Consider the following 19,769-nt stretch of genomic DNA (forward strand, 5'->3'; position numbering starts at 1 on the left):
GCTCCCGGGACCGGCCCGGGAGCATGATCATCGATCAGTTGGTGGTGAGCTTGATGAAGCTCGGGAACTTGAGATCGCTCTTGGCGATCTCCTTCGGCCAGACCGCGACCTGCTTGCCGCCCTGCCACTGCAGCATCAGTCCGGTGATCAGGCCCTTGCCGTATTTGATCGAATGGGTGAACGGATCGTCCTTGCCGTAGAACTGGACGCGTCCGATGGTGCCTTCCCAATCGGTCTTCTCCAGCGCATCGACCATCTTGTCGGCCTCGACCGAGCCCGCGCGCTTCACCGCATCCGCGATGTAGTAGACCTCGTCATAGGCGGTGTAGCCCGCATAGGAGGGATAATTGCCGTAGCGCTTCTTGAAGCCTTCCGCGAACGGCACCGACTTCGGCGTCACCGCGACGTTCGGACCCGACACGCCCTGATACAGCACGCCTTCCGCCGCGTCGTTGGTGTCCTTGCCGAAGGTCTCGTTGGTCGCCTGCGAGGAAATCCCGAACATCGGGATCGGCACCTGCTGGTTCTTCCACTGCACCGTCGGCTGGACGCCGACATGGGAGATGCCGGTGATGATCACGTCGGGCTTCGTGCCCTCGATCTTGTTGAAGATCGGCGTGAAATCGGTGGTATCGGGCGAGAAGCGGATATGGTCGACGACCTTGAGCCCGATCTTCGGCAGGCATTCCTCGTAGCCGACGTCGAGCGGCTTGGTCCAGGCCGCGTCCTCGCTCATGATGACCGCGGTCTTCATGTGCTTCTGATCGACCAGCAGCTCCTTGGCGGCGTCGCAGACCGACAATGCCAGCGCCGCCGAGGTCAGATAGCCGTGGAAGGTGTACTTGTTCTTCTCGTAGTCGGCGTGGACGCTCTTGCTGATCTCGTTGGAGGCCGCACCGGGCGTGATGAACGGGGTCTTCAGGCGCGAAGCCCAAGGCTCGAGCGCCAACACCACTTCGCTGATGTAGCTCGAGATAACGACGTTGACCTTGTCTTCGTTGACCGCGCGCTGAAATGCGCGCACCGAGTCCGCCGAGGACGAGTGATTGTCGTACGAGACGATTTCAATCTTGCGGCCGTCGATGCCGCCCTTGGCGTTGATCTCGTCGGCGGCGAGCTGCGCCGCCTGCGGGATCGACGCCCCGGCGATCGCCTGCGCTTCGGCGATCACGCCGATCTTGAGGGTGTCAGCCGCCAGCGCGCCGCTGGGGCTGGCTGCCAAGAGGCCCAACACGGCCGCTCCGGCAAGTTGCTGCATCGCCCGAACAGGCAGTCGCGATGTTCTTTTCACCCTGTTTCTCTCCTCTTTTTGTTCGGCTGCTTCGAGCTCTTGGGGCGGGACTATAGCTGCGACAAAACGCGCAGCAAGTGAAACTGCGCGCAGATCGCCATGCGTGGACGACAACTAAAGTAGTGGGTCGCCATGCGAAGCCGTATCTCCACCCCCACTATCATCGCCCGGCTCGACCGGCCGATCCAGTACGCCGCGGCCTCTCGGCTCAAGCACCAGCGCCTCTGGAATACTGGATCACCCGCATGCGCGGGTGATGACACCGCGTGGTGTGGCAACTGGAATCGCGAGCCATCCTCACTGTCGTCCCACCGAAGGCCGGGACGACAGCAGTGAGCTTGGCTAGCGCCCTACTCCGCCATCTCGACCGCCGGCCGCGTCGCAGGACCGGCGAGCGGGCGCTCTTCCATCGTGATCATGCAGATCGAGGCTGTGGTCAGCAGCACGGCGGCGGCGCCGAACACATAGCGGAACGCGGTGATCATGTCGGCCATCGGGATCGCGCCGACGGTGCTAGCGGAAGCGGCATGATGCTCGCCGGCGAGCGAGATGTCGGTCCCGAGCGTCATCAACAGGATCGTGGTGAAGGCGGCGACCGTGAAGGAGGCCATCATCGCGCGGAAGAAGTTCATCGCGCCGGTCACGGTGCCGACCTGCGGACGCGCCACCGCGTTCTGCAGGGACACCACGCTGATCGGGAATGTGGTGCCGAGCCCGAGCGCGAACACGCTCATCAGCAGCAGCAATCCCCACAGCGGCAGCGTCGTCACGGCCATCCCGACGGCGCAGATCGCGGCCACCGAGGTGCCGACGATCGCGACACGTTTGTAGTGCCTGGCCTTCGCCATGGTCCGGCCGGCGATCGCAGCACCAAAGGTCGAGATCGCCGCGAGCGGGATCAGCGCAAGGCCGGCCTCGCTGGCGGTGAGGTGATAGACCACCTCGTAGTAGAGCGGCAGGTGCACGGTGAGCCCGACCATGGCGCCGAGCGCACAGCCGCCCGCGCCCATCGCGAACGGCACCACCGAGCCGCCGAGCAGCGACAGCGGCAGGAACGGCTCGTCGGCGCGACGCGCGTGCCAGACGAAGGCACCGGCGAGCGCGATCGAGGCGCCGATCATCGCGGTAATGGTCGGCGACAGCCAGGACAGACGCGTGCCGCCCCAGGTCAGCACCAGCATCAGCACGACGGCCGAGGCCATCAGCAGCACGCCGCCGAGCCAGTCGACCTTGCGCTTGCGGTGGAACACCGGGATCTTGCTCATCTTCGGCAGCAGCAGCGCCAGCGCCGCCGCCGCGAGCGGCAGGTTGATCCAGAAGATCATCGACCAGTGCAGATGCTCGGCGAATACGCCGCCGACCACCGGGCCGAGAATGCCGCCGGCCATCCAGACGCTGGAGAAATAGGCCTGATAGCGGCCGCGCTCGCGCGGGGTGACCACGTCGGAGATCACGGTCTGGACCACGGGCATGATGCCGCCGCCGCCGAGGCCCTGCAGGCCGCGGGCAACGATCAGCATGGTCATGCTGGGCGCGATCGCGCACAGCACCGAGCCGACGACGAACAGGCTGAGTGAGGTGATGATCATGACGCGGCGGCCATAGATGTCGCTCAGGGTGCCGAACACCGGCGCCACCGCGGTGGAGGCGAGCAGATAGGCCGTGATCACCCAGGACAGGTTGGTGACGTCGTGAAACTGGCGCCCGATCGTCGGCAGCGCGGTCGCGACGATGGTCTGGTCGAGCGCGGCCAGGAACATCGTCAGCATCAGGCTGATCACGATGGTGCGGACTTCGTCCGGATTGAGCGGTGCCGGCGGCGCCAGCGGCGGCGCGTCGCTGAGTTCGATCACCTCGCCCGGGAGGCGGGACAGCTCTTCGGCAATGTCGTCAGGCAATGTCTCTTGGTCGGCAGTAATCCGGCTCTGCCGTTCATACTTGTTCATTTGGGGCGTAATGCTGCTGCGCGGGCGCGTGCCGCAGTGGAATCATTCTCTGATCCGCAATTTATGCAGCAATTCGCTGCTGAGGCAGCCACTTCAGCGCATGGGTGCATCCCGCCTCGGTGTTCTCGCGATGACGTGATCGCAGAACAGCCGGCGCTCGCGCGTCAGCGTTCCTTGAAAATCTACTTGGAGACCTTGGGCCGCTTCTTCAATTGGGCCCGTTTCGGCAGCAGGGCCGGCCAGCGCACGATGTGATCCTCGAGATCGGCGTCGTTGACATCGAGTTCGGTGCCTTCCACCCGCCCGCGTACCGAGACCCCGGCTTCATGAACGGTGTTGGGATCGCCGGAGATCAGGGGATGCCACCAGTAGAGGTCCCGCCCCTCGGCCACGAGCCGATAGCCGCAGCTCGGCGGCAGCCAGTTTAGGGTCCGGACGTTCTCCGGCGTCAGGCGGACGCAATCCGGAACCTGGTCCGAACGGTTCGCATAGTCCTTGCAGGTGCACAGGCCGGAATCGAGCAGCTTGCAGGAGATATGGGTGAAATAGATCTTGCCGGTGTCCTCGTCCTCGAGCTTCTCTAGGCAGCAACGTGCGCAGCCGTCACACAGGCTTTCCCATTCGGCGTTGGACATCTCTTCCAACGTCTTGGTTTTCCAGAAGAATCCCTCCTGGCCCGACGGGCGCTTGGGCGGTGCGGTCATGATATCCCTGACATGGCGGTAAAGCTCTTCTTGGGACGCCGGCGCTCCCTTCGCAAGGGGGGTGATGTTGCGGAGGCGAAAAAGCCGGTGGGCAGCGTTAGGGCTTTCATTAAATTCACAAGCCGCGCCATTGGTTTATGGCAACCGCTCGGATAGAACAGCGAACGAGTCCCCAACGACGCAAAAGCGCCTTGGGATTGCCGCAACATCGAAGCAAGACGCTGGCCTGTGCCCGTTTCGGGCGCCCGCAGCGCTGTCGAACTGATCAAGGGTCCGGTCCTCCAGATCATGCCGTCGCATTGGAAACAGAAGGTCCGGAATTTCTTCCTGGACCTCGATGCGCGTATCGACTCGACGCTGTTTTCGTCGGGCAAGGGCCTGCGCGAACTCTACGAGCGCTATTCCACCTTCATGGACCGCTTCTATGTCGGCCGCTGGAAGCGCTGGGTGTTCATCGAGCCGCTGTCGGAAGCCGCGACCATCGGGCTCGGCGGCATGATCCTGATGCTGACGCTCGCGATCCCGGCCTTCCGCGAGACCGCCGACGAGGATTGGCTGAAGAAGTCCGACCTCGCGGTGACCTTCCTCGACCGTTACGGCAACCCGATCGGCAGCCGCGGCATCAAGCACAATGACTCGATCCCGCTGGAAGACTTTCCGGACAATCTGATCAAGGCGACGCTCGCGACCGAAGACCGCCGCTTCTATGACCATTTCGGCATCGACGTTCCGGGCCTCGCCCGCGCCCTCGTCACCAACGCGCAGGCCGGCGGCGTGCGCCAGGGCGGTTCGTCGATCACCCAGCAGCTCGCCAAGAACCTGTTCCTGAACAACGAGCGCACCATCGAGCGCAAGGTGAAGGAAGCCTTCCTTGCGATCTGGCTGGAGACGCGGCTCACCAAGAACGAGATCTTAAAACTCTATCTTGACCGCGCTTATATGGGCGGCGGCACCTTCGGCGTCGACGGCGCGGCGCACTTCTATTTCAACAAGTCGGTGCGCGATGTGAACCTCGCGGAAGCCGCGATGCTCGCCGGCCTGTTCAAGGCGCCGACCAAATACGCCCCGCACATCAACCTGCCCGCGGCGCGCGCCCGCGCCAATGTCGTACTCGACAACCTCGTCGATGCCGGCTTCATGACCGAGGGCCAGGTATTCGGCGCCCGCCGCAATCCGGCGGTCGCGGTCGACCGGCGCGACGAGAACTCGCCGAACTATTATCTCGACTACGCCTTCGACGAGATGCGCAAGCTGGTCGACACGTTCCCGAAGTCCTACACCGAGCGCGTCTTCGTGGTCCGCACCGCGATCGACATGAACGTGCAGAAGGCGGCCGAGGAAGCGATCGAGAACCAGCTCCGGCAGTTCGGGCGTGATTATCACGCGACGCAGGCCGCAACCGTGGTGTCCGACCTCGACGGCGGCATCCGCGCCATGGTCGGCGGCCGCGACTACGGTGCCAGCCAGTTCAACCGCGCCACCGACGCCTACCGACAGCCCGGCTCGTCGTTCAAGCCGTACGTCTACACCACGGCGCTGCTCAACGGCTTCACGCCGAACTCGAAGATCGTCGACGGCCCGGTCTGCATCGGCAACTGGTGCCCGCAGAACTATGGCCATTCCTATTCGGGCCAGGTCACGCTGACCCAGGCGATCACCCGTTCGATCAACGTGGTGCCAGTGAAGCTCTCGATCATGCTGGGCGGCAAGGAAGGCCCGAAAGCGGGCCGCGCCAAGATCGTCGAGGTGGCGCGCCGCTTCGGCCTCACCGCGCCGCTGCCGGATACGCCTTCGCTGCCGATCGGCTCCGACGAAGTCACGGTTCTCGAGCATGCGGTCGCGTATGCGACCTTCCCGAACCGCGGCAAGGCGGTGACGCCGCATTCGGTGCTCGAAGTGCGCACCGGCGCCGGCGATCTGGTGTGGCGCTGGGACCGCGACGGTCCGAAGCCGCGGCAAGCGATTCCGCCGAACATTGCCGCCGACATGGCCGGCATGATGAGCCACGTGGTCAGCGAAGGCACCGCGCGTCGCGCCGCACTCGACGGCATTCCGACCGCGGGCAAGACCGGCACCACCAACGCCTATCGCGACGCCTGGTTCGTCGGCTACACCGGCAACTTCACCTGCGCGGTCTGGTACGGCAATGACGATTATTCGCCGACCAACCGTATGACCGGCGGCTCGCTGCCGGCGCAGACCTGGCACGACATCATGGTCGCCGCGCATCAGGGCGTGGAAGTGAAGGAACTCGTCGGCGTCGGCATGGGACAGAAGCTGCCGCCGCAGCCGGCGCAGGCCAATGCCCAGGCCAACGCGGCGCCGCGCGTGCTGGAGACCAAGCCGGGTCCGCCGCCGGTTTTGACCAAGCGTGGCGCCGATATCCTGGTGCGGGTCGAGAAGCTGCTCGACGACGCCGCCAAGACGGCCAACAAGACCACGCTGAACGAGCCCTCGAAGGCCGGCAAGGCGGAGTCCTCGAGCGCGCTGGCGTTCCCCGAAAACTACGTTGCCGCGGCCGGGCCGGACGGCGCGACAGCACCTGCGCCACGCAAGAACTGACGTGCGGCTCCTCCTCTCAACCCTGATGGCCCTCGTCATCGCCACCGCCGTCGGCCTCGGCCTGACCTACGCGACGGCGACGCGCGGCACCGATCTCGGCACGCTGAAGATCGGCGCCTGGACCGCGCGACCGAAGAACGGCACCTCCGACGTCGACCCGTATTCGCGGGCCACGATCGCGCGCAGCGGCGAGCTGCCGATCGGCACCGGCGACGGCATCGCGTTTTCGGCAACCACCGACGACAAGAACAGGCCGCTCGACGGCCGCTGCGACGTCGTGGTCAGCGGCGTGACGCCGGCGGCGCGGTTCTGGACGCTGACGCTGTTCGACCGCAAGGGCCACCTCGTCGCCAATTCGCTGCAGCGCTACGGCTTCACCAGCCAGGAGATCATACGCGCCTCCGACGGCACGTTCGAGATCCACATCGCCTCGCGCTCGCGCGCCGGCAACTGGCTGCCGACCGGCGGCATCGAGCGCTACGCACTGATGCTGCGCCTCTACGACACGCCGGTCGGGGTCGCGACCCGCACCCAGCGCGACGCGCCGATGCCCTCGATCGCAACGACGGGCTGCCCATGATCCGCGTGCTGTTCACCATCCTCGCAGGCGTGCTGCTCGGCGGCGTGGTGCATCTCGTCAGCGTGCTGGCGCTGCCGCGCATCGCCTCGCAGGACGCCTATTCGCGGCTCACGCCGATGACCAAGCTCAACGAGGTGACGCAGCTGCCGCTGGCCGACCCGAGCAACTCGCCGATGCCGCTGATGGATCCGGCCTTCGCGGTGGCGATCTGCCGCTACGATCTCTCCACCGGGCCGCTCAAGCTGACCGTGCCCGTGAGCCAGGCCTATACCTCGGTGTCGTTCTACACCCGCAACGAAGTCGCCTATTACGCGATCAACGACCGCTCCGCCGGCAAGAAGGTGATCGAGCTCGATCTGATGACGGAAGCGCAGCACAACGAGCTGCCGGAGGACGAGGAAGTCACCGCCGCCGACCGGCTGATCATCGACTCGCCGACCACGACCGGCCTGATCCTGCTGAAGGCGTTGGCGCCGGAGCCCGGCCTGATGCCGCAGGCACAGGCCTCGCTCGCGGCCTCATCCTGCAAGGTGCAGGCCGAGCCGGTCGCGACGAAGCAGGAAGCACCTCCGCCGCTCCCCGCTCCCGCCCCGCCGCCAGCGACACGCAAGCGCTAGCTCCTAAGCATGATCCGGAAGAGTGCGAAGCGGTTTTCCGAAAAGATCATGCTCAAACAAGCAAGTGCCGGCCGCAGCGGCAGGTCTCGTAATCGACGGGATCGTGGCTGTTGACGATCGTGACATCAGAGCCATGCGCCGCCTTCAATTGGCGCAGCCGCTCCTGGTTCTGGATGCGCGTCATGCGATCCATGTCCGCCCGGCGCTGGAAGATGCCGAGCACCAGCGGGATCCGCGGCCTGGCATCGAGCTGCGCATGGTGGAAATAGGCGTCGCCGGCGTGCAGCAGCCATCCGTCCTTGTCGCGCACCGCGATCCCGCAATGGCCGAGCGTGTGGCCCGGCAGCGGGATCATCAGGACGTCCGGCTCGTGATCGCCCAGCGCACGCACGCCCTTGAAGCCGAACCAGTCCTCGCCGCCGGCGCCGTAGAATGCCCAATCCGCCCCGTGCTTCCACTGCGCCGTGATGTAGCGGCCTTCCGGCGGCGCGACCTGATGCGTCACCGCCATTTCGTACTCCTTGCGATGGACATGCACCTTGGCCTTGGGAAAGTCCGGCACGCCGCCGGCATGGTCGCGATCGAGATGTGTCAGCAGCAGATGCCGCACGTCATCGGGCGAGAAGCCGAGCGCCTTGACCTGCCGCACCGCGGTCTCGGCCGGATCGAGCCGCGGCGTCGTCTGCCGCACCCATTTGCGACCGAGCCGCGGCGGGTCGCCGATGTCGTCGAGCCCGATGCCGGTGTCGACCAGCACGAGGCCGTCATTGCTCTCGACCAGCAGGCAGTGACAGACCATCCGGGCGCGCTGGAAGATACTGCCGCTGCCGTTCACGAGCCGCTTGCCGATCGGGCACATGGTGCCGGTGTTGAGATGGTGGATGCGCATGACAAGTCCTCCGCTGAAGCCGGTGCAGACTTGCCAGTCGCGTTTCCATAGGTAAAATATTGTCTTTCTATCTATACGATAGGATATGCCTATGGATATCCGCGAACTCCGCTATTTCGCCGCGGTCTACCGCGAGCGCAACCTGACCGCCGCGGCGAAGCGCTGCTTCATCTCGCAGCCGTCGATCTCGGCGGCGATCACCAATCTCGAAGCCGAGCTCGGCACCACGCTGTTCATCCGGCACAAGAAGGGCATGGCGCCGACGGAGTCCGCCGCGCAGTTTCACGGCGTCGCCCGCAGGATCATCGACGAGGCGGACGCGGCGCGAAACCTGTTTCGCAAACCTGCGCCGAGGCAAGCGCTGACGCTCGGCCTGTTGCGCACGCTCGATCAGGCGCGGACGATCGCGCTGCTGAAGCCGCTGACGGCCAGTGCCGATCTCGCGCTTCGGCTGGTCGGCGCCAATGAGAAGGCCGATGCGCGGATCGTCGCAAAGACCATGATCGGCGCCGGCGAGCACTTCATCCCGCTCTGGAGCGAACGCTACGTCGCGGCACTGCCGCCGTCGCATCCCCTCACTCTGAAAGAGAGGCTCCGGACCACTGACTTCGCAGGCGTTCCGATGATCGATCGCTGCCATTGCGAGCAACAGGAATTCTTCAAGCGCACCTCGCCGCCGCGCAAGCCGGTAGCGATCGCGGAGTCCGAGGAGTGGGCGATGGCGCTGGTCGCGGCTGGGGTCGGCGTTGCGATCGTTCCCGAAGGCGTGGCGCGCGGAAATCCGGATGTGGCGGTGCGCCCGATTGATGTCGACGTGACGCGCCAGGTCGGCCTTGCCTACCCCTCGGCCCACCCGCCATCAAATGCGCTGAAGGAGTTCATTGCGAGCCTGCCGCGGCAGGCGAGCAGCGGCCGGGTGAAATCAGCAGCGCGGAAAGCGAAGCGGGCCTAGCCCTTCGTCACCACGGCATGGCCCGTGACCGGCCCAGAGACCAGCGGTGCACTGGCGGTGAGCCGGGCGAGCTCGTTGATCTGGCGTTCGGCGTCGGCGGCCATGCCGTCGGGCGCCTGAATCACCAGCCGCTCCAGCGCCCAGCGATAGGACGAGATCCGCCGCTCCAGGCTCTGCTGCACCCATTGCACGATCAGCGTGTTCTCTTCCATCCGCGCCACCGCGTCGGCCCTCTCGCGCGGCGACACGTCGGCGATCATGTTGAGGCTGGCGCTGCGCTTGCGATCCAGCTCGATCACCTGGATCGCGGTGGCGAAGAACGGCTCGAAGCGCGTGATGTCGTCGCGGACCTGGTCGATCAGCAGCGAATAGCGCGAGGCGAACGAGCGATGTGGCTCGTCGATCAGATTGCGACCATACGCCGTGCGATCGAACACGACCCTCTGCCGCCAAGGCGAAGGCAGCGGCTGGTAGTCGCCGTACACGCTCTTCCACGCCGGTCGCGACAGCGGCGGCTCGATGAATTGATAGGCGAGATCGCGCAACTGACGTTCGTGTTCGGTGAGCTGGAATTGCGAGGCGTTCTTGCCGACGCTTCCGGTCGCCTCGGCCCCCATCCAGCGATGCATGTCGTCGTTGCGAAAGTCGGCTCGGGTGCGGCCGAAATCGCCGCCGCTGCAGCCTGCGAGCGCCGAGCCCGCAACCAGCAGGATCAGCGCCGGGAGTGACCGCCGGGCGGCGGTCCGCTGCGCAAGTTCCGGCATTGGATCAGGAGCGGCGTCGGCGACGACGGCCCTGCGCAGTGCCCTGCTCCGGTCCGCGCCCTCCGCCGGTCTCCTCCGTCGTTCGCTCGATCCGGACGACGGGAAGGATCAGCACGGTCCCCATGCCTTCACCGGCAGCACCGACCATGCTCGGCCGCCGCGCAGCCGCATCCGCCGGAAACTCAACGATGGTGCCCATGTTCCGTTCTCTCTGGCCCCGCACGGACATGATTTGCCCCGCGCTCGCCGAGTTAAGAACGCGCATGGTTAACGACATCTTAAGCCGCCGATACGGACGGTTACGGATGCGGCGCTGTGCCTTAATAGACACGGGCAAATTCGAGCGTTCGCCTTCACGGCTTGTTTTCCTTAACTGCGTCTTAAAACAGCCTGCGTAGGCTCGCTGCCACAAGGTTTTCAAACCGAGTCTTATTGGCAAGTCGCGTACGCCCGAGATGAGCGCAGCTCCGCTATTTCCTGGTTTCGATGGGCTGATGACGCTCTCCCGCCGCGAGGGAGTCGACATCCGCCCCACTTTGCTGCGCGTCCTGACCGACCTGTATGTGCAGGCGAGCGCGCACTCCGCCGACGAAGAGCGCCAGTTCGTCGAGCTGACGTCGCGCCTGATCGACGAGGTCGACGACGCGACCCGCGCCGCCGTCCGTGCGCGGCTTGCGATCTATCCGGCAACGCCCGCCAGGATCATGGACAAGCTCGGGCTGCGCCGCACCGGTCCGGAGCAGCCGATGCCGGCCGCCGCGCCAATTCCCGCGCCGCCACCGTCCGCGCTGCCCGCCAAGATCCCGACCGAGGCAGAGCTGCGGATGGCCGCGAGCCTTGCGATGCGGCCGAACGATGCCGCCGAAATCTCCGACATGTTCTTTGCCGCCAGCGCGAAGGAACGCGCGCAGATCCTGCACAATCTGCAGGAGACGCCGCTGAAGGCCGCGGCGCGGATTCCAGCGGCCCGCGCCGCGCGCGCGATCCATATCCTGGAGATGGCGGCATTTGCCGAGGACCTCGATAACTTCGCGCTCGAACTCGGCGAGGCACTGATCCTGCCGTCGCGGATCGCGGCGGAGGTCGTCAATGATCCCGGCGGCGAGCCGCTCGCCTGCGCGATGCGGGCGCTTGACGTCTCGAGCGCCGCATTCCAGCGGATCCTGATGTTCCTCAATCCGGGAGCCGGCTCGTCGGTCAACTATGTCTACCGGTTGTCGCGGCTCTACGATCGCCTCAGCGAGCGGTCTGCGCTGGTGATGCTGGCGGCATGGCGCGGCTCGACCATGGCAGTGGCGCGCGCCAAATATCGCTCGTCGCTCTATGACGACGAGCGTCATCGCGTGCGCGCGGCATCCTCGCCGACGCGACCGGCGATTCAACCGGGCAGCGCGCCCGGCATTCGCAACCAGAAGTCTGGAAGCTAGGCCTTCGCCAGATCGAGAAAGTGCCGCCCGGCGCGATCTTCGGTCTCGACGATCCAGGCATCGGGATCGAAGCGGAGCTCCTTGGTCAATCGCTCCTCGACCGAAGGCTCGGACACCGGCTGCTGCGCCGTCGGCACGAATAGCCGCTCGGCCGGACGGCTGTCGTCATAGACCGTCTGCGGCGCCGGCGCATACAGCATCGCATTGCCGTCCATCAGCGCCACCTTGACGAACACGGCGCCGGCTTCCTCGGCGCCCTTCTTGCGGATCGCGCCGAACACGCCTTCGGTCTGGCAGCGGCGCAGATACGCCGCAACCCATATGCTGGTTTTCAATCGCATGCGCCGACCTATAGGCCAGCGCCGCGGCCACGTCCAATTGTCACAGATGACATCACGCACCGGCGAGTTGACCGAAACAAGCGTCGCTCATATCCTTGCATCCGCGGTGCAAGCCGCGCCCGGGTCCGCGGGAAGGGTTGAACCCACTTGCATCGACAATGCGGCCAACCAAGCCTTTGTGCAGCCGGTTTTGTGGACCATCGGCGATTGATGCACGGAGGTTTCCATGGACCGATCGCCCGCGCGATTGAATCTCGAACATCTGAAGAAGCAGGCCAAGGAGCTCATTCGCCTTTACCGGCGACAGGCGCCGGAGGCCTACGCTCGTTTCCGGCAGGCGCTGCCGGCTGCGGCCGGGCGCAGCGACGCGCAGATCGCCGCGCTTGATCTGCGGCTCCATGACGCGCAGTCCTGCGTGGCGCGCGATCTCGGCTTCGCCTCGTGGCCGGACCTGCGGCGCTATGTCGAAGCCCAACTGCCGCCAGGCAAGAGCCGGGACGATCGGGTGCGGCGATGGCTGCAGCTGGTCTATGCCGCAGACGTCGACGGCACTACCGATCGCGCCAATCCGCGCGTCGCGGTGCGGATGCTCACCGAGGATCCCGATCTTGTGGCCGATGATCCCTATCTCGCATGCGCCGTCGGCGACGAGGAGACGATACGGCGCACCGCAGCCGATGATCCCGCATGGGTCAACCGTCCCGGCGGTCCGTTGAAACTGCCGCCGCTGGTCGCTTTGGCGCATTCCAGCCTGCTGCAGATTCCGGAATTTCAGGCGCGGCTGCATCGCTGCGCGCGCATGCTGCTTGAGGCCGGCGCCGATCCCGACCAGCACATCAGCAGCCGGTGGCCGCCCGGATCGCTCGACGCCCCCGATGACAGCAATCCGCTGTCGGCCCTGTATGGCGCCGCCGGGCGCAATCACGATCTCGCGCTGACCCGGCTGTTGCTCGAGGCCGGCGCCAATCCGAACGACAATGAATCGCTGTACCACTCGCTCGAAGGCTCTGTGACGACAGGCCTGCTGCTCGAGCACGGCGCGCGGATCGCGGGCACCAACGCGATGTACAAGGTGCTCGACGACGAGAACGTGCCGGCGCTCGAATTGCTGCTGCGGCACGGCGGCGATCCGAACGAGCCGGCCCGCAACGCGCCGTTGACGGATTGCGGATCGCCGCTGATGTGGGCGATCCGGCGGCGGCGGTCGCGGACATGCATCGCGGCCTTGCTCGACGCCGGCGCGGATCCACGCATCACGACACCGGACGGTCTCAGCGCCTACCGCTACGCATTGCGGTTTGGACTGACCGAGGTCGCCGAACTGCTGCGGCAACGCACCGGCGACGAGACGCTGGCCGATGATGAGCGTTTCGTCGCGGCCTGCAGCAGCGGCAACGAAGGCGAGGCGCAGCGGATCCAGGTCTGCCGGCCCGATCTTCCAGGCTCGCTTTCAGCACAGCAGCTGCGGCTGCTTCCCGAGCTCGCCGCGGCAGGCGGCGACGATGCGGTGCGGCTGATGGTCAAGCTGGGCTGGCCCATCGCGGTGCGCGGCGGCGATTGGGATGCATCCGCGCTCAATCATGCGGTATTCCGCGGCAATGCCGGGCTGACACGGTTCCTGCTCGAGCACGGCGCGGAGTGGACCGAGCAGCACGGCTTCGGTGACAACGCGTCCGGAACCTTGTCCTGGGCATCCTGCAATGAACCGGTCAGTGGCGGCGATTGGGCGGGCTGCGCGCAGGCCCTGCTCGATCACGGCATGCCGCGCGGCATTCCGGATCGCGACGATCCGGAATCGGTGCTGGTGGCCGGCCGCAGAAAATTATTCTCGGACGAGGTCCGAGACGTTCTGCTCGGCGAAGCTGTCTGACGACACATCAACGCACCAGCAAAGGACATGCATGGCCGGGCAAAACCTGGCCATAGCAAGGACCCTAGTCGATCGAGTGCCCGATCATCGCGCTGAGCTCGCGCACCAGGCGATCGGACATCTGTCCGGTCACCGGCAGCTTGCGCGCGCGCTCGAATTTCGCGATCGCGTGCTGGGTATCGGCGCCGATCGTGCCGGTCGGCTTGAGCTGGCCGTAGCCATATTCGGTCAGCGTCCGCTGGACCGCGGCGATGCGTTTGCCGGCCGGGCCAAGATGCTGTGTCGGGATCGGCGCCGGCGGACGAATGACGCTGGACGGCGCGGCGGCCGGGGACGGTGCGGCAGCCGGCGGCGCGGCGGTCGATTTCAGCACCAGATTGGCCATCGGATCGACCGGCTTCGCTTCAACTGGCTTCGGCTCCGGCTTGGCTTCGACGGACCTGGTCTCGGCCGGTTTGGTCTCCACCGGCTTCACGTCGACCGATTTGGTCGGCTCCACGGCAGCGGGCTCGACCGATCGGGCGGCGGCCTCGGCCGGACGCGGGCGCGGAATCGGACTGGTGGCGGCGGCAACCGGGGCCGGCGGCGGCAGCGTCACGACCGAGCCGCCGAACATCGGCGACGGATGACGGCCAGCCTGCAGGAACAGTGCATTGATCAGGATCGCAACGATGGCAGAGGTTGCCAGCACGCCGGCGACCAGATCCTTCGGACTGTGCAGCAGCAGGCGCAGGACGAGGCCACGTTCCTCCTCGGCCGCGATGACCACTGCCTTGGCGCCGCGGCGACGGCGCGGCGTTTCCTCGTCATCCAAAGTCTGTCTAGGCACTCTTCTTCACCTGTTGGGTTTGCTCTTGCAGTCCGGATCGCAACGCGGGCTTCAGCGTCGAGACATTGCTGGACGGCTCGACCGCGGCCGGCGGGGTGAACGACAGCGGCAGCGCGACCGACACGATGGTGCCCTCGCCCACCTTGCTCTCCACATTCATCTCGCCATGGTGCAGGCCAACCAGCCCCTTGACGATGGAGAGGCCGAGGCCGGTGCCTTCATGGCGCCGTTGATAGGTCTTGCCGGCCTGGAAGAACGGATCGCCGATCCGCTTGAGGTCGTCGGCGGCGATGCCGACGCCGGTGTCGGAGACCCGCAGCAAGAGCCGCGATCCCTCGACGCCCGCCGACACGGTCACCTTGCCGCCGCGCTCGGTGAACTTGATGGCGTTGGAAACCAGATTGAGGACGATCTGCTTGAACGCGCGCGAATCGCCGTTCACGATCGGCAGGTCGTCAGGCACGCGGGTGACGAGGTCGACACCGCTCTCGCGCGCCTTCAACGCCACCAGATTGCAGCAATTGAGCAGCGCCGGCCGCGGCGCAAATGGCTCCGGCGAAATCTCGAAATTGCCGGATTCCATCTTCGACATGTCGAGGATGCCGTTGACGACGGACAGCAGATGCTGGCCGGAGTCGTTGATCAGCTGCGCGTATTCCTTGCGGCGGGCCGCGTCGAGGCCGAGCACATTTTCCTGCGCGATCATCTCGGAGAAGCCGATGATGGCGTTGAGCGGGGTCCGCAGCTCGTGGCTCATGGTCGCCAGGAAGCGCGTCTTCGACGCATCGGCCTGCTCGGCCGCATGGCGCGCCTGTTCGAGCGCCTGCTCCTGCACCTTGCGATCGGTCACGTCGCGGATCACGGCGACGACCTCGGCATCGGCGGCGGCCTGCTCGAGCGCACGGCAGCGCATCTCGACCCAGATGAATTCGGCGGCCGCCTCGCCACGCGCACCGTCGCGGCGCACGCGGAACTCGACGCTGCGGGACTCGCCGCGCGCGGCGTCCGACAACGCGGTGAGATAGGCCGGGCGATCGGCGACATGAACGCGGTCGAACAGGCCGTGGCCGGACAGCCGCGATGCCGGCACGCCGAGCATGATCTCGACCGCGGGCGAAATGAAGCGCACCGCGCCATTGCGGCTGTGCCGCGACAGCACGTCGCTCATGTTATGGGCGAGCAGGCGGTAGCGCTCTTCCTCGACGTAAAGCAGCGCCACGCTGGTTCGTGCCAGCGACTCCGCGCCGAAGGCCAGCCCGGCCGCATAGAAGATCGCCGACACGACGCCGAAGCCGACCAGCGTGGTGTTCGACGCACCCGCCGGATCGACCACCGGCAGCACGTGGTAATGGCCAAGCATGCTGAGCAGCGCGGCACAGATCATCGCCAGCGCGAACGCAAACGCCACCACGCGCCGCGACGCCGACAGGGCCGCCTCGATCGGAATCACGACGAGCCACACCGCCGCGAACGACGCGATGCCGCCGGTCGACGCCGCGATCATCATCACGAGACCGGCGAGCGCCAGCGACGACAGCACATGCGCGCCTTCATAGCGGCCGGTGCGCGACAGGAACCAGGACAGCAAGATCGGTGCGATCAGCCAGGTGAAGGCCGCGACCTCGATCGCCGTCGGCGCACCGCGCATCGCCAGAAAGCCAGGAAACGAGGCCAGCGCCGCCAGACTGCCGAGCAGCCGCGGTGCCATGAAGGCACGGTGGCGCGCACGCGTCAGCGCATCATATTGCGCCGACGGATGCAGCAGCGCATCCAGGCAATCGCGGATCAGACTCAAACTACTCACAGCACTCGCGCTTCGGCTTGATCGTCAGACAGACGCGCCGGAACGCCTCCTTTGTGATTGCAGGCCAACGTGTCAGAGCGAACTTAAGCGAACGCTAAGGCGGGCCGGCCTGCTGCCAAACACCGTGCATTGGCGAGGCTTCGACGCTGTCATTCACCGGTCATTTGTCGGGGATGGTGAACGGCTGGTTTCCGGATGCGACAAACTATGGTTTCGAAATGGTGGACGCCGCGCAATGGGCCGATTTGGCACCCGCCTGCAGCCATCAATCGAAAATTTACGGCGAATCGATTCAGGCGAATTTTCCGCGATTTTTTCGGCGGATTTACTTCAATGCAGATACTTCCGATTTATCGACCGATGCTAACCGTGAGGGCAATAGCGGCATCGACCGCGCAAGAAGCAAAAGACAAGATAGACGACCGGGATCGCGCCATGTTCTTCCTGCTGCGTTTGGCATTCTGGCTCGGGCTTGTGCTCGTGCTGCTGCCGAGAGACAAAACACCTGAAGCGGACAAGACGCCGCAGATCAGCGCATCGGACGCGGTGTCGGCCGCAACGGCGACGATCAACGACATGGGTCAGTTCTGCAAGCGTCAGCCTTCCGCCTGCGAAGTCGGCGGCCAGGCCGCGACCGCGATCGGCCAGCGCGCGACCGATGGCGCGCGCAAGCTCTACCAGATCATCACCGACAAGAAGCCGCCCGACCACACCGGCTCGATCGGCAAGGATGATACCGACCCGGGCGCGTCCCGCGACACGCTGACAGCGGACGATCAGGCGATTGAATTTCGCCTGCCGCCGATGCCGTAAGCGCCAATCGAGCGCTTTCGCGAGAGACGGATGCCGGTTCACGTGAAGAAAACGCGTCAAAACATCCGGGAACCGGTTCCATTTTCGTCGCTTTCGCGGTCCGCCTTCCTATATAAGCCGTTGAGAATAGGACGCGGGCCACGATGACGACGATCGACGAAATCAGGGACAATTTTGCGCTGCTGGACGAGTGGGACGACCGTTACCGCTATGTCATCGAGCTCGGCCGCACGCTGGAGCCGTTGTCGGAGGCGGAGCATTCGGCCGAGAACAAGGTGCAGGGTTGCGTCAGCCAGGTCTGGCTGTCGAAGCGGATCGATCGCGATGCCAATGGCGAACCGCGCCTGAACTATATCGGCGACAGCGACGCCCACATCGTGCGCGGCCTGGTCGCGATCGTGCTGACGCTGTTTTCCGGGCACACGCCGAAGGAAATCCTCGCCACCGATGCGCTCGCGCTGTTTGACGAGTTCGGTTTCCGCGATCATCTGACGCCGCAGCGCTCCAACGGCCTCCGCTCGATGGTCGATCGCATCCGCAACGATGCGCGCGAAGCGCTGGCGTCCGCCGCGTAAAATCCTTACTTCCGCTTCCGTGCCTGCTGGCCAAGTCCCATCTTCTTGGCGAGCTGTGATCGGGCCACGGCATAGTTCGGCGCCACCATCGGATAGTCGGCCGGCAAGCCCCATTTGTCGCGATATTGCTCGGGCGTCATGTTGTACTGCGTGCGCAGATGGCGCTTGAGCGACTTGAAGCGCTTGCCGTCTTCGAGACACACCAGATATTCCGGCGTGATCGACTTCTTCGTCGACACCGCCGGCTTGGCCGGCTCGCTCGGCGTGTCGGCGCGGCCGCTCGACACCCGCAGCAGCGCCGCGTGGACCTGGCTGATCAGGCTCGGAATATCCGAGGCAGGCGTTGGATTGTTGCTGAGATAGGCCGAAACGATGTTTGCGGTCAGCTCGACCGGCGTTTTGCCTGACGTATCGGACATGGCTCAACCTTCCCCGTGCTATCGACGGTCCGGCGCCCACCGGACAGTATCCACGTGCAGCAATACATCAATGGAATCGCGTACTACTTCGCGAATATGAGCGGATTACAGCAAATCTGACAAGCACGGCCGTATTTTTCCGGCCTCGAACCGGCCGCTCGCAAGTATTGATGCGGACCTTAGGGCCGCTGCTCGAGATGCGACCTGAGCTCGTCGATCGAGGCAAACCGCATCATGCCCTCCGGCATCTGCGCCTCGATCGATCCGTCCGAATAGAGCGAATAGGCCATGCCGTCGACGACGCCCGATTTGAGCACGGTCACCGGCGGCTGCTCCTGGGGCGGCGGTGGATGGCCTGATGACGGCGCCGCGCCGGCTGACTGGGTCTCGCCGAAGGCCGACGGCCGGGGCGTGCGCCGTGGGGCGACATCGACCGACCTCGGCCGCTCGGCCTTCGGCCAGGCATCGTCGAACGTTGCCGGCGCAGGCTCATCCGCCGCGGCCGGACCAGGACGCAGCTCCGGCGACAGCAGATCCGGCGTCAGCGGCTCGGCCTTACGGCCCTGGGCCCGCTCGCGTTCCTTCCGCGATGACGAAAACAACAGGTTGCGCCGCTTGGGCGTGGCTTCGCCCTCCGGGGGCGCTCCACCCGGCACGGGCGGCGGCGCCTCGCCCGGCGCGCCACGCGGGGGGATTTCGTCGTGCCAGGGCGGCGGGGCCGTGGACGCGGATGGCGGGACCGGCGGCGGAGGCGCGGCGACCTTGGGCTCGCGCGGCGGCGGGAAAACAGGATCCTCGGGGGGGCGCGGGAAAGTTGCAGACGCTAGCGGAACCTCGGCTTGGGCACCCGTGGCAACAGGCTCGAGCCGCCTGGCGATGACCTGGAGTTCCCGAAGGATGGCGGCGAGCGCCAGCACGATCGCCCCGGTGCATACGCCGGTCACGCCGGTCGTGATCAACGCGCCGCCGACGCTGAATTCCTTGTAGGGGATTCCCAAGCCGATCGCCGCCAAGCCCGCCGCAACCAGGCCCACGCCGACGACCAACAGACCAACCATCATCGAACTAACCCCCGGGAGACCCGACCGAAAATCGGCGCGGGCCACCAACGCCACGATACCGTCATATTGCCCACACCGCCAACCGCCAATTTGTAGACGGAGTTCCCTAAAATCCAGCTTAACCGGGCCTGATGCGCTGCTTGATCGCGGCTGCAGCCACGCGCAGGACACCGTCTTCCGTAGATTTACTGGCTACGAATTGCTGCCAATATATTGCAATGCATCTGGGAAATTACGCCACAATTACCAATTACTCAGAAACGGAACTGCGCTATGGATGCCGGGGAATGAGGCCCTAAAGCGCCAAACTGGGCCACAGGCACGC

The 19,769-nt window shown here is 65.6% G+C and carries 19 protein-coding genes; 8 read left to right on the forward strand and 11 right to left on the reverse strand.

Annotation, left to right across the window (positions count from 1 at the left end; translation table 11 throughout):
- Window positions 1–34: 34 nt before the first annotated feature.
- The 3 genes from ACVW1C_RS06560 to ACVW1C_RS06570 all read right to left on the reverse strand — a co-directional run bounded on the left by ACVW1C_RS06560 (window position 35) and on the right by ACVW1C_RS06570 (window position 3,941).
- Window positions 35–1,258, reverse strand: coding sequence for an ABC transporter substrate-binding protein (locus tag ACVW1C_RS06560; protein WP_456763005.1), 1,224 nt, complete (start codon window positions 1,256–1,258; stop codon window positions 35–37).
- A gap of 383 nt (window positions 1,259–1,641) precedes the next feature.
- On the reverse strand, window positions 1,642–3,237 hold the full coding sequence (locus ACVW1C_RS06565) for an MDR family MFS transporter (RefSeq protein ID WP_456757708.1): 1,596 nt from the start codon (window positions 3,235–3,237) through the stop codon (window positions 1,642–1,644).
- A gap of 182 nt (window positions 3,238–3,419) precedes the next feature.
- Window positions 3,420–3,941 (reverse strand): YcgN family cysteine cluster protein, encoded by a 522-nt coding sequence (locus tag ACVW1C_RS06570; RefSeq protein ID WP_456706424.1) that lies wholly within the window; start codon window positions 3,939–3,941, stop codon window positions 3,420–3,422.
- 288 nt (window positions 3,942–4,229) lie between these two features.
- Between ACVW1C_RS06570 and ACVW1C_RS06575 the strand changes: the two genes are divergently transcribed.
- The 3 genes from ACVW1C_RS06575 to ACVW1C_RS06585 are packed head-to-tail and all read left to right on the forward strand — an operon-like array spanning window position 4,230 to window position 7,700.
- A complete protein-coding gene (locus ACVW1C_RS06575) occupies window positions 4,230–6,503 on the forward strand; it encodes a transglycosylase domain-containing protein (protein WP_456763006.1) in 2,274 nt (757 codons plus the stop codon).
- A 1-nt stretch (window position 6,504) separates the two neighbouring features.
- Window positions 6,505–7,083, forward strand: a complete 579-nt coding sequence (locus ACVW1C_RS06580; RefSeq protein ID WP_456757709.1) for a DUF1214 domain-containing protein — start codon at window positions 6,505–6,507, stop codon at window positions 7,081–7,083.
- Window positions 7,080–7,700 carry a DUF1254 domain-containing protein gene (locus ACVW1C_RS06585; protein ID WP_456757710.1) on the forward strand — a complete coding sequence of 207 codons (621 nt, stop codon included), beginning with the start codon at window positions 7,080–7,082 and terminating at the stop codon, window positions 7,698–7,700. Before ACVW1C_RS06580 ends, ACVW1C_RS06585 begins: the two co-directional genes overlap by 4 nt.
- A gap of 52 nt (window positions 7,701–7,752) precedes the next feature.
- On the opposite strand, the gene ACVW1C_RS06590 is transcribed toward ACVW1C_RS06585, so the two are convergent.
- Window positions 7,753–8,589 carry an MBL fold metallo-hydrolase gene (locus ACVW1C_RS06590; RefSeq protein ID WP_456757711.1) on the reverse strand — a complete coding sequence of 279 codons (837 nt, stop codon included), beginning with the start codon at window positions 8,587–8,589 and terminating at the stop codon, window positions 7,753–7,755.
- Between the two features lie 91 nt (window positions 8,590–8,680).
- Here ACVW1C_RS06590 and ACVW1C_RS06595 point away from each other — a divergent pair, with 91 nt between their 5' ends.
- Complete coding sequence (locus ACVW1C_RS06595) at window positions 8,681–9,541, forward strand: LysR family transcriptional regulator (protein WP_456757712.1); 861 nt, start codon at window positions 8,681–8,683, stop codon at window positions 9,539–9,541.
- On the opposite strand, the gene ACVW1C_RS06600 is transcribed toward ACVW1C_RS06595, so the two are convergent.
- On the reverse strand, window positions 9,538–10,305 hold the full coding sequence (locus tag ACVW1C_RS06600; RefSeq protein WP_456757713.1) for a hypothetical protein: 768 nt from the start codon (window positions 10,303–10,305) through the stop codon (window positions 9,538–9,540). The two genes, ACVW1C_RS06595 and ACVW1C_RS06600, sit on opposite strands and share 4 nt — an antisense overlap.
- A gap of 4 nt (window positions 10,306–10,309) precedes the next feature.
- Window positions 10,310–10,504: a hypothetical protein gene (locus ACVW1C_RS06605; protein WP_298367447.1), complete on the reverse strand. Its 195-nt coding sequence runs from the start codon at window positions 10,502–10,504 to the stop codon at window positions 10,310–10,312.
- 295 nt (window positions 10,505–10,799) lie between these two features.
- On the opposite strand from ACVW1C_RS06605, the gene ACVW1C_RS06610 reads away from it, so the two are divergent.
- Window positions 10,800–11,732 (forward strand): DUF2336 domain-containing protein, encoded by a 933-nt coding sequence (locus ACVW1C_RS06610; RefSeq protein ID WP_456757714.1) that lies wholly within the window; start codon window positions 10,800–10,802, stop codon window positions 11,730–11,732.
- On the opposite strand, the gene ACVW1C_RS06615 is transcribed toward ACVW1C_RS06610, so the two are convergent.
- Window positions 11,729–12,073, reverse strand: coding sequence for a DUF1491 family protein (locus ACVW1C_RS06615; protein ID WP_176532524.1), 345 nt, complete (start codon window positions 12,071–12,073; stop codon window positions 11,729–11,731). The genes ACVW1C_RS06610 and ACVW1C_RS06615 overlap by 4 nt on opposite strands.
- A gap of 226 nt (window positions 12,074–12,299) precedes the next feature.
- Between ACVW1C_RS06615 and ACVW1C_RS06620 the strand changes: the two genes are divergently transcribed.
- The gene (locus ACVW1C_RS06620; RefSeq protein WP_456757715.1) at window positions 12,300–13,943 is read left to right on the forward strand and encodes a hypothetical protein; all 1,644 of its coding nucleotides are present in this window, start codon (window positions 12,300–12,302) and stop codon (window positions 13,941–13,943) included.
- 64 nt (window positions 13,944–14,007) lie between these two features.
- Here ACVW1C_RS06620 and ACVW1C_RS06625 read toward each other — a convergent pair whose 3' ends face one another.
- Window positions 14,008–14,772: a peptidoglycan-binding domain-containing protein gene (locus tag ACVW1C_RS06625; RefSeq protein ID WP_456757716.1), complete on the reverse strand. Its 765-nt coding sequence runs from the start codon at window positions 14,770–14,772 to the stop codon at window positions 14,008–14,010.
- The gene (locus ACVW1C_RS06630; RefSeq protein WP_456757717.1) at window positions 14,765–16,576 is read right to left on the reverse strand and encodes a PAS domain-containing sensor histidine kinase; all 1,812 of its coding nucleotides are present in this window, start codon (window positions 16,574–16,576) and stop codon (window positions 14,765–14,767) included. The genes ACVW1C_RS06625 and ACVW1C_RS06630 overlap by 8 nt, the downstream gene beginning before the upstream one ends.
- Window positions 16,577–17,011: 435 nt before the next feature.
- Here ACVW1C_RS06630 and ACVW1C_RS06635 point away from each other — a divergent pair, with 435 nt between their 5' ends.
- Window positions 17,012–17,389, forward strand: coding sequence for a DUF5330 domain-containing protein (locus ACVW1C_RS06635; protein WP_456763007.1), 378 nt, complete (start codon window positions 17,012–17,014; stop codon window positions 17,387–17,389).
- 143 nt (window positions 17,390–17,532) lie between these two features.
- The gene (locus ACVW1C_RS06640; RefSeq protein ID WP_173641789.1) at window positions 17,533–17,964 is read left to right on the forward strand and encodes a SufE family protein; all 432 of its coding nucleotides are present in this window, start codon (window positions 17,533–17,535) and stop codon (window positions 17,962–17,964) included.
- Between the two features lie 5 nt (window positions 17,965–17,969).
- Here ACVW1C_RS06640 and ACVW1C_RS06645 read toward each other — a convergent pair whose 3' ends face one another.
- On the reverse strand, window positions 17,970–18,383 hold the full coding sequence (locus ACVW1C_RS06645; RefSeq protein ID WP_176532526.1) for a MucR family transcriptional regulator: 414 nt from the start codon (window positions 18,381–18,383) through the stop codon (window positions 17,970–17,972).
- A gap of 179 nt (window positions 18,384–18,562) precedes the next feature.
- A complete protein-coding gene (locus ACVW1C_RS06650) occupies window positions 18,563–19,441 on the reverse strand; it encodes a DUF308 domain-containing protein (RefSeq protein ID WP_456757718.1) in 879 nt (292 codons plus the stop codon).
- Window positions 19,442–19,769: the final 328 nt, after the last annotated feature.

This window comes from Bradyrhizobium sp. USDA 4011, assembly GCF_054063415.1.

What these genes read in the sequence shown, in the direction of transcription:
- ACVW1C_RS06570 (WP_456706424.1), bottom strand. Translation starts at nt 3,941, where the DNA reads ATGACCGCACCGCCCAAGCGCCCGTCGGGCCAGGAGGGATTCTTCTGG.
- ACVW1C_RS06590 (WP_456757711.1), bottom strand. Translation starts at nt 8,589, where the DNA reads ATGCGCATCCACCATCTCAACACCGGCACCATGTGCCCGATCGGCAAG.
- ACVW1C_RS06605 (WP_298367447.1), bottom strand. Translation starts at nt 10,504, where the DNA reads ATGGGCACCATCGTTGAGTTTCCGGCGGATGCGGCTGCGCGGCGGCCG.
- ACVW1C_RS06615 (WP_176532524.1), bottom strand. Translation starts at nt 12,073, where the DNA reads ATGCGATTGAAAACCAGCATATGGGTTGCGGCGTATCTGCGCCGCTGC.
- ACVW1C_RS06635 (WP_456763007.1), top strand. Translation starts at nt 17,012, where the DNA reads ATGTTCTTCCTGCTGCGTTTGGCATTCTGGCTCGGGCTTGTGCTCGTG.
- ACVW1C_RS06650 (WP_456757718.1), bottom strand. Translation starts at nt 19,441, where the DNA reads ATGGTTGGTCTGTTGGTCGTCGGCGTGGGCCTGGTTGCGGCGGGCTTG.
- ACVW1C_RS06610 (WP_456757714.1), top strand. Translation starts at nt 10,800, where the DNA reads ATGACGCTCTCCCGCCGCGAGGGAGTCGACATCCGCCCCACTTTGCTG.
- ACVW1C_RS06640 (WP_173641789.1), top strand. Translation starts at nt 17,533, where the DNA reads ATGACGACGATCGACGAAATCAGGGACAATTTTGCGCTGCTGGACGAG.
- ACVW1C_RS06560 (WP_456763005.1), bottom strand. Translation starts at nt 1,258, where the DNA reads ATGCAGCAACTTGCCGGAGCGGCCGTGTTGGGCCTCTTGGCAGCCAGC.
- ACVW1C_RS06620 (WP_456757715.1), top strand. Translation starts at nt 12,300, where the DNA reads ATGGACCGATCGCCCGCGCGATTGAATCTCGAACATCTGAAGAAGCAG.
- ACVW1C_RS06595 (WP_456757712.1), top strand. Translation starts at nt 8,681, where the DNA reads ATGGATATCCGCGAACTCCGCTATTTCGCCGCGGTCTACCGCGAGCGC.
- ACVW1C_RS06645 (WP_176532526.1), bottom strand. Translation starts at nt 18,383, where the DNA reads ATGTCCGATACGTCAGGCAAAACGCCGGTCGAGCTGACCGCAAACATC.
- ACVW1C_RS06575 (WP_456763006.1), top strand. Translation starts at nt 4,230, where the DNA reads ATGCCGTCGCATTGGAAACAGAAGGTCCGGAATTTCTTCCTGGACCTC.
- ACVW1C_RS06585 (WP_456757710.1), top strand. Translation starts at nt 7,080, where the DNA reads ATGATCCGCGTGCTGTTCACCATCCTCGCAGGCGTGCTGCTCGGCGGC.
- ACVW1C_RS06600 (WP_456757713.1), bottom strand. Translation starts at nt 10,305, where the DNA reads ATGCCGGAACTTGCGCAGCGGACCGCCGCCCGGCGGTCACTCCCGGCG.
- ACVW1C_RS06565 (WP_456757708.1), bottom strand. Translation starts at nt 3,237, where the DNA reads ATGAACAAGTATGAACGGCAGAGCCGGATTACTGCCGACCAAGAGACA.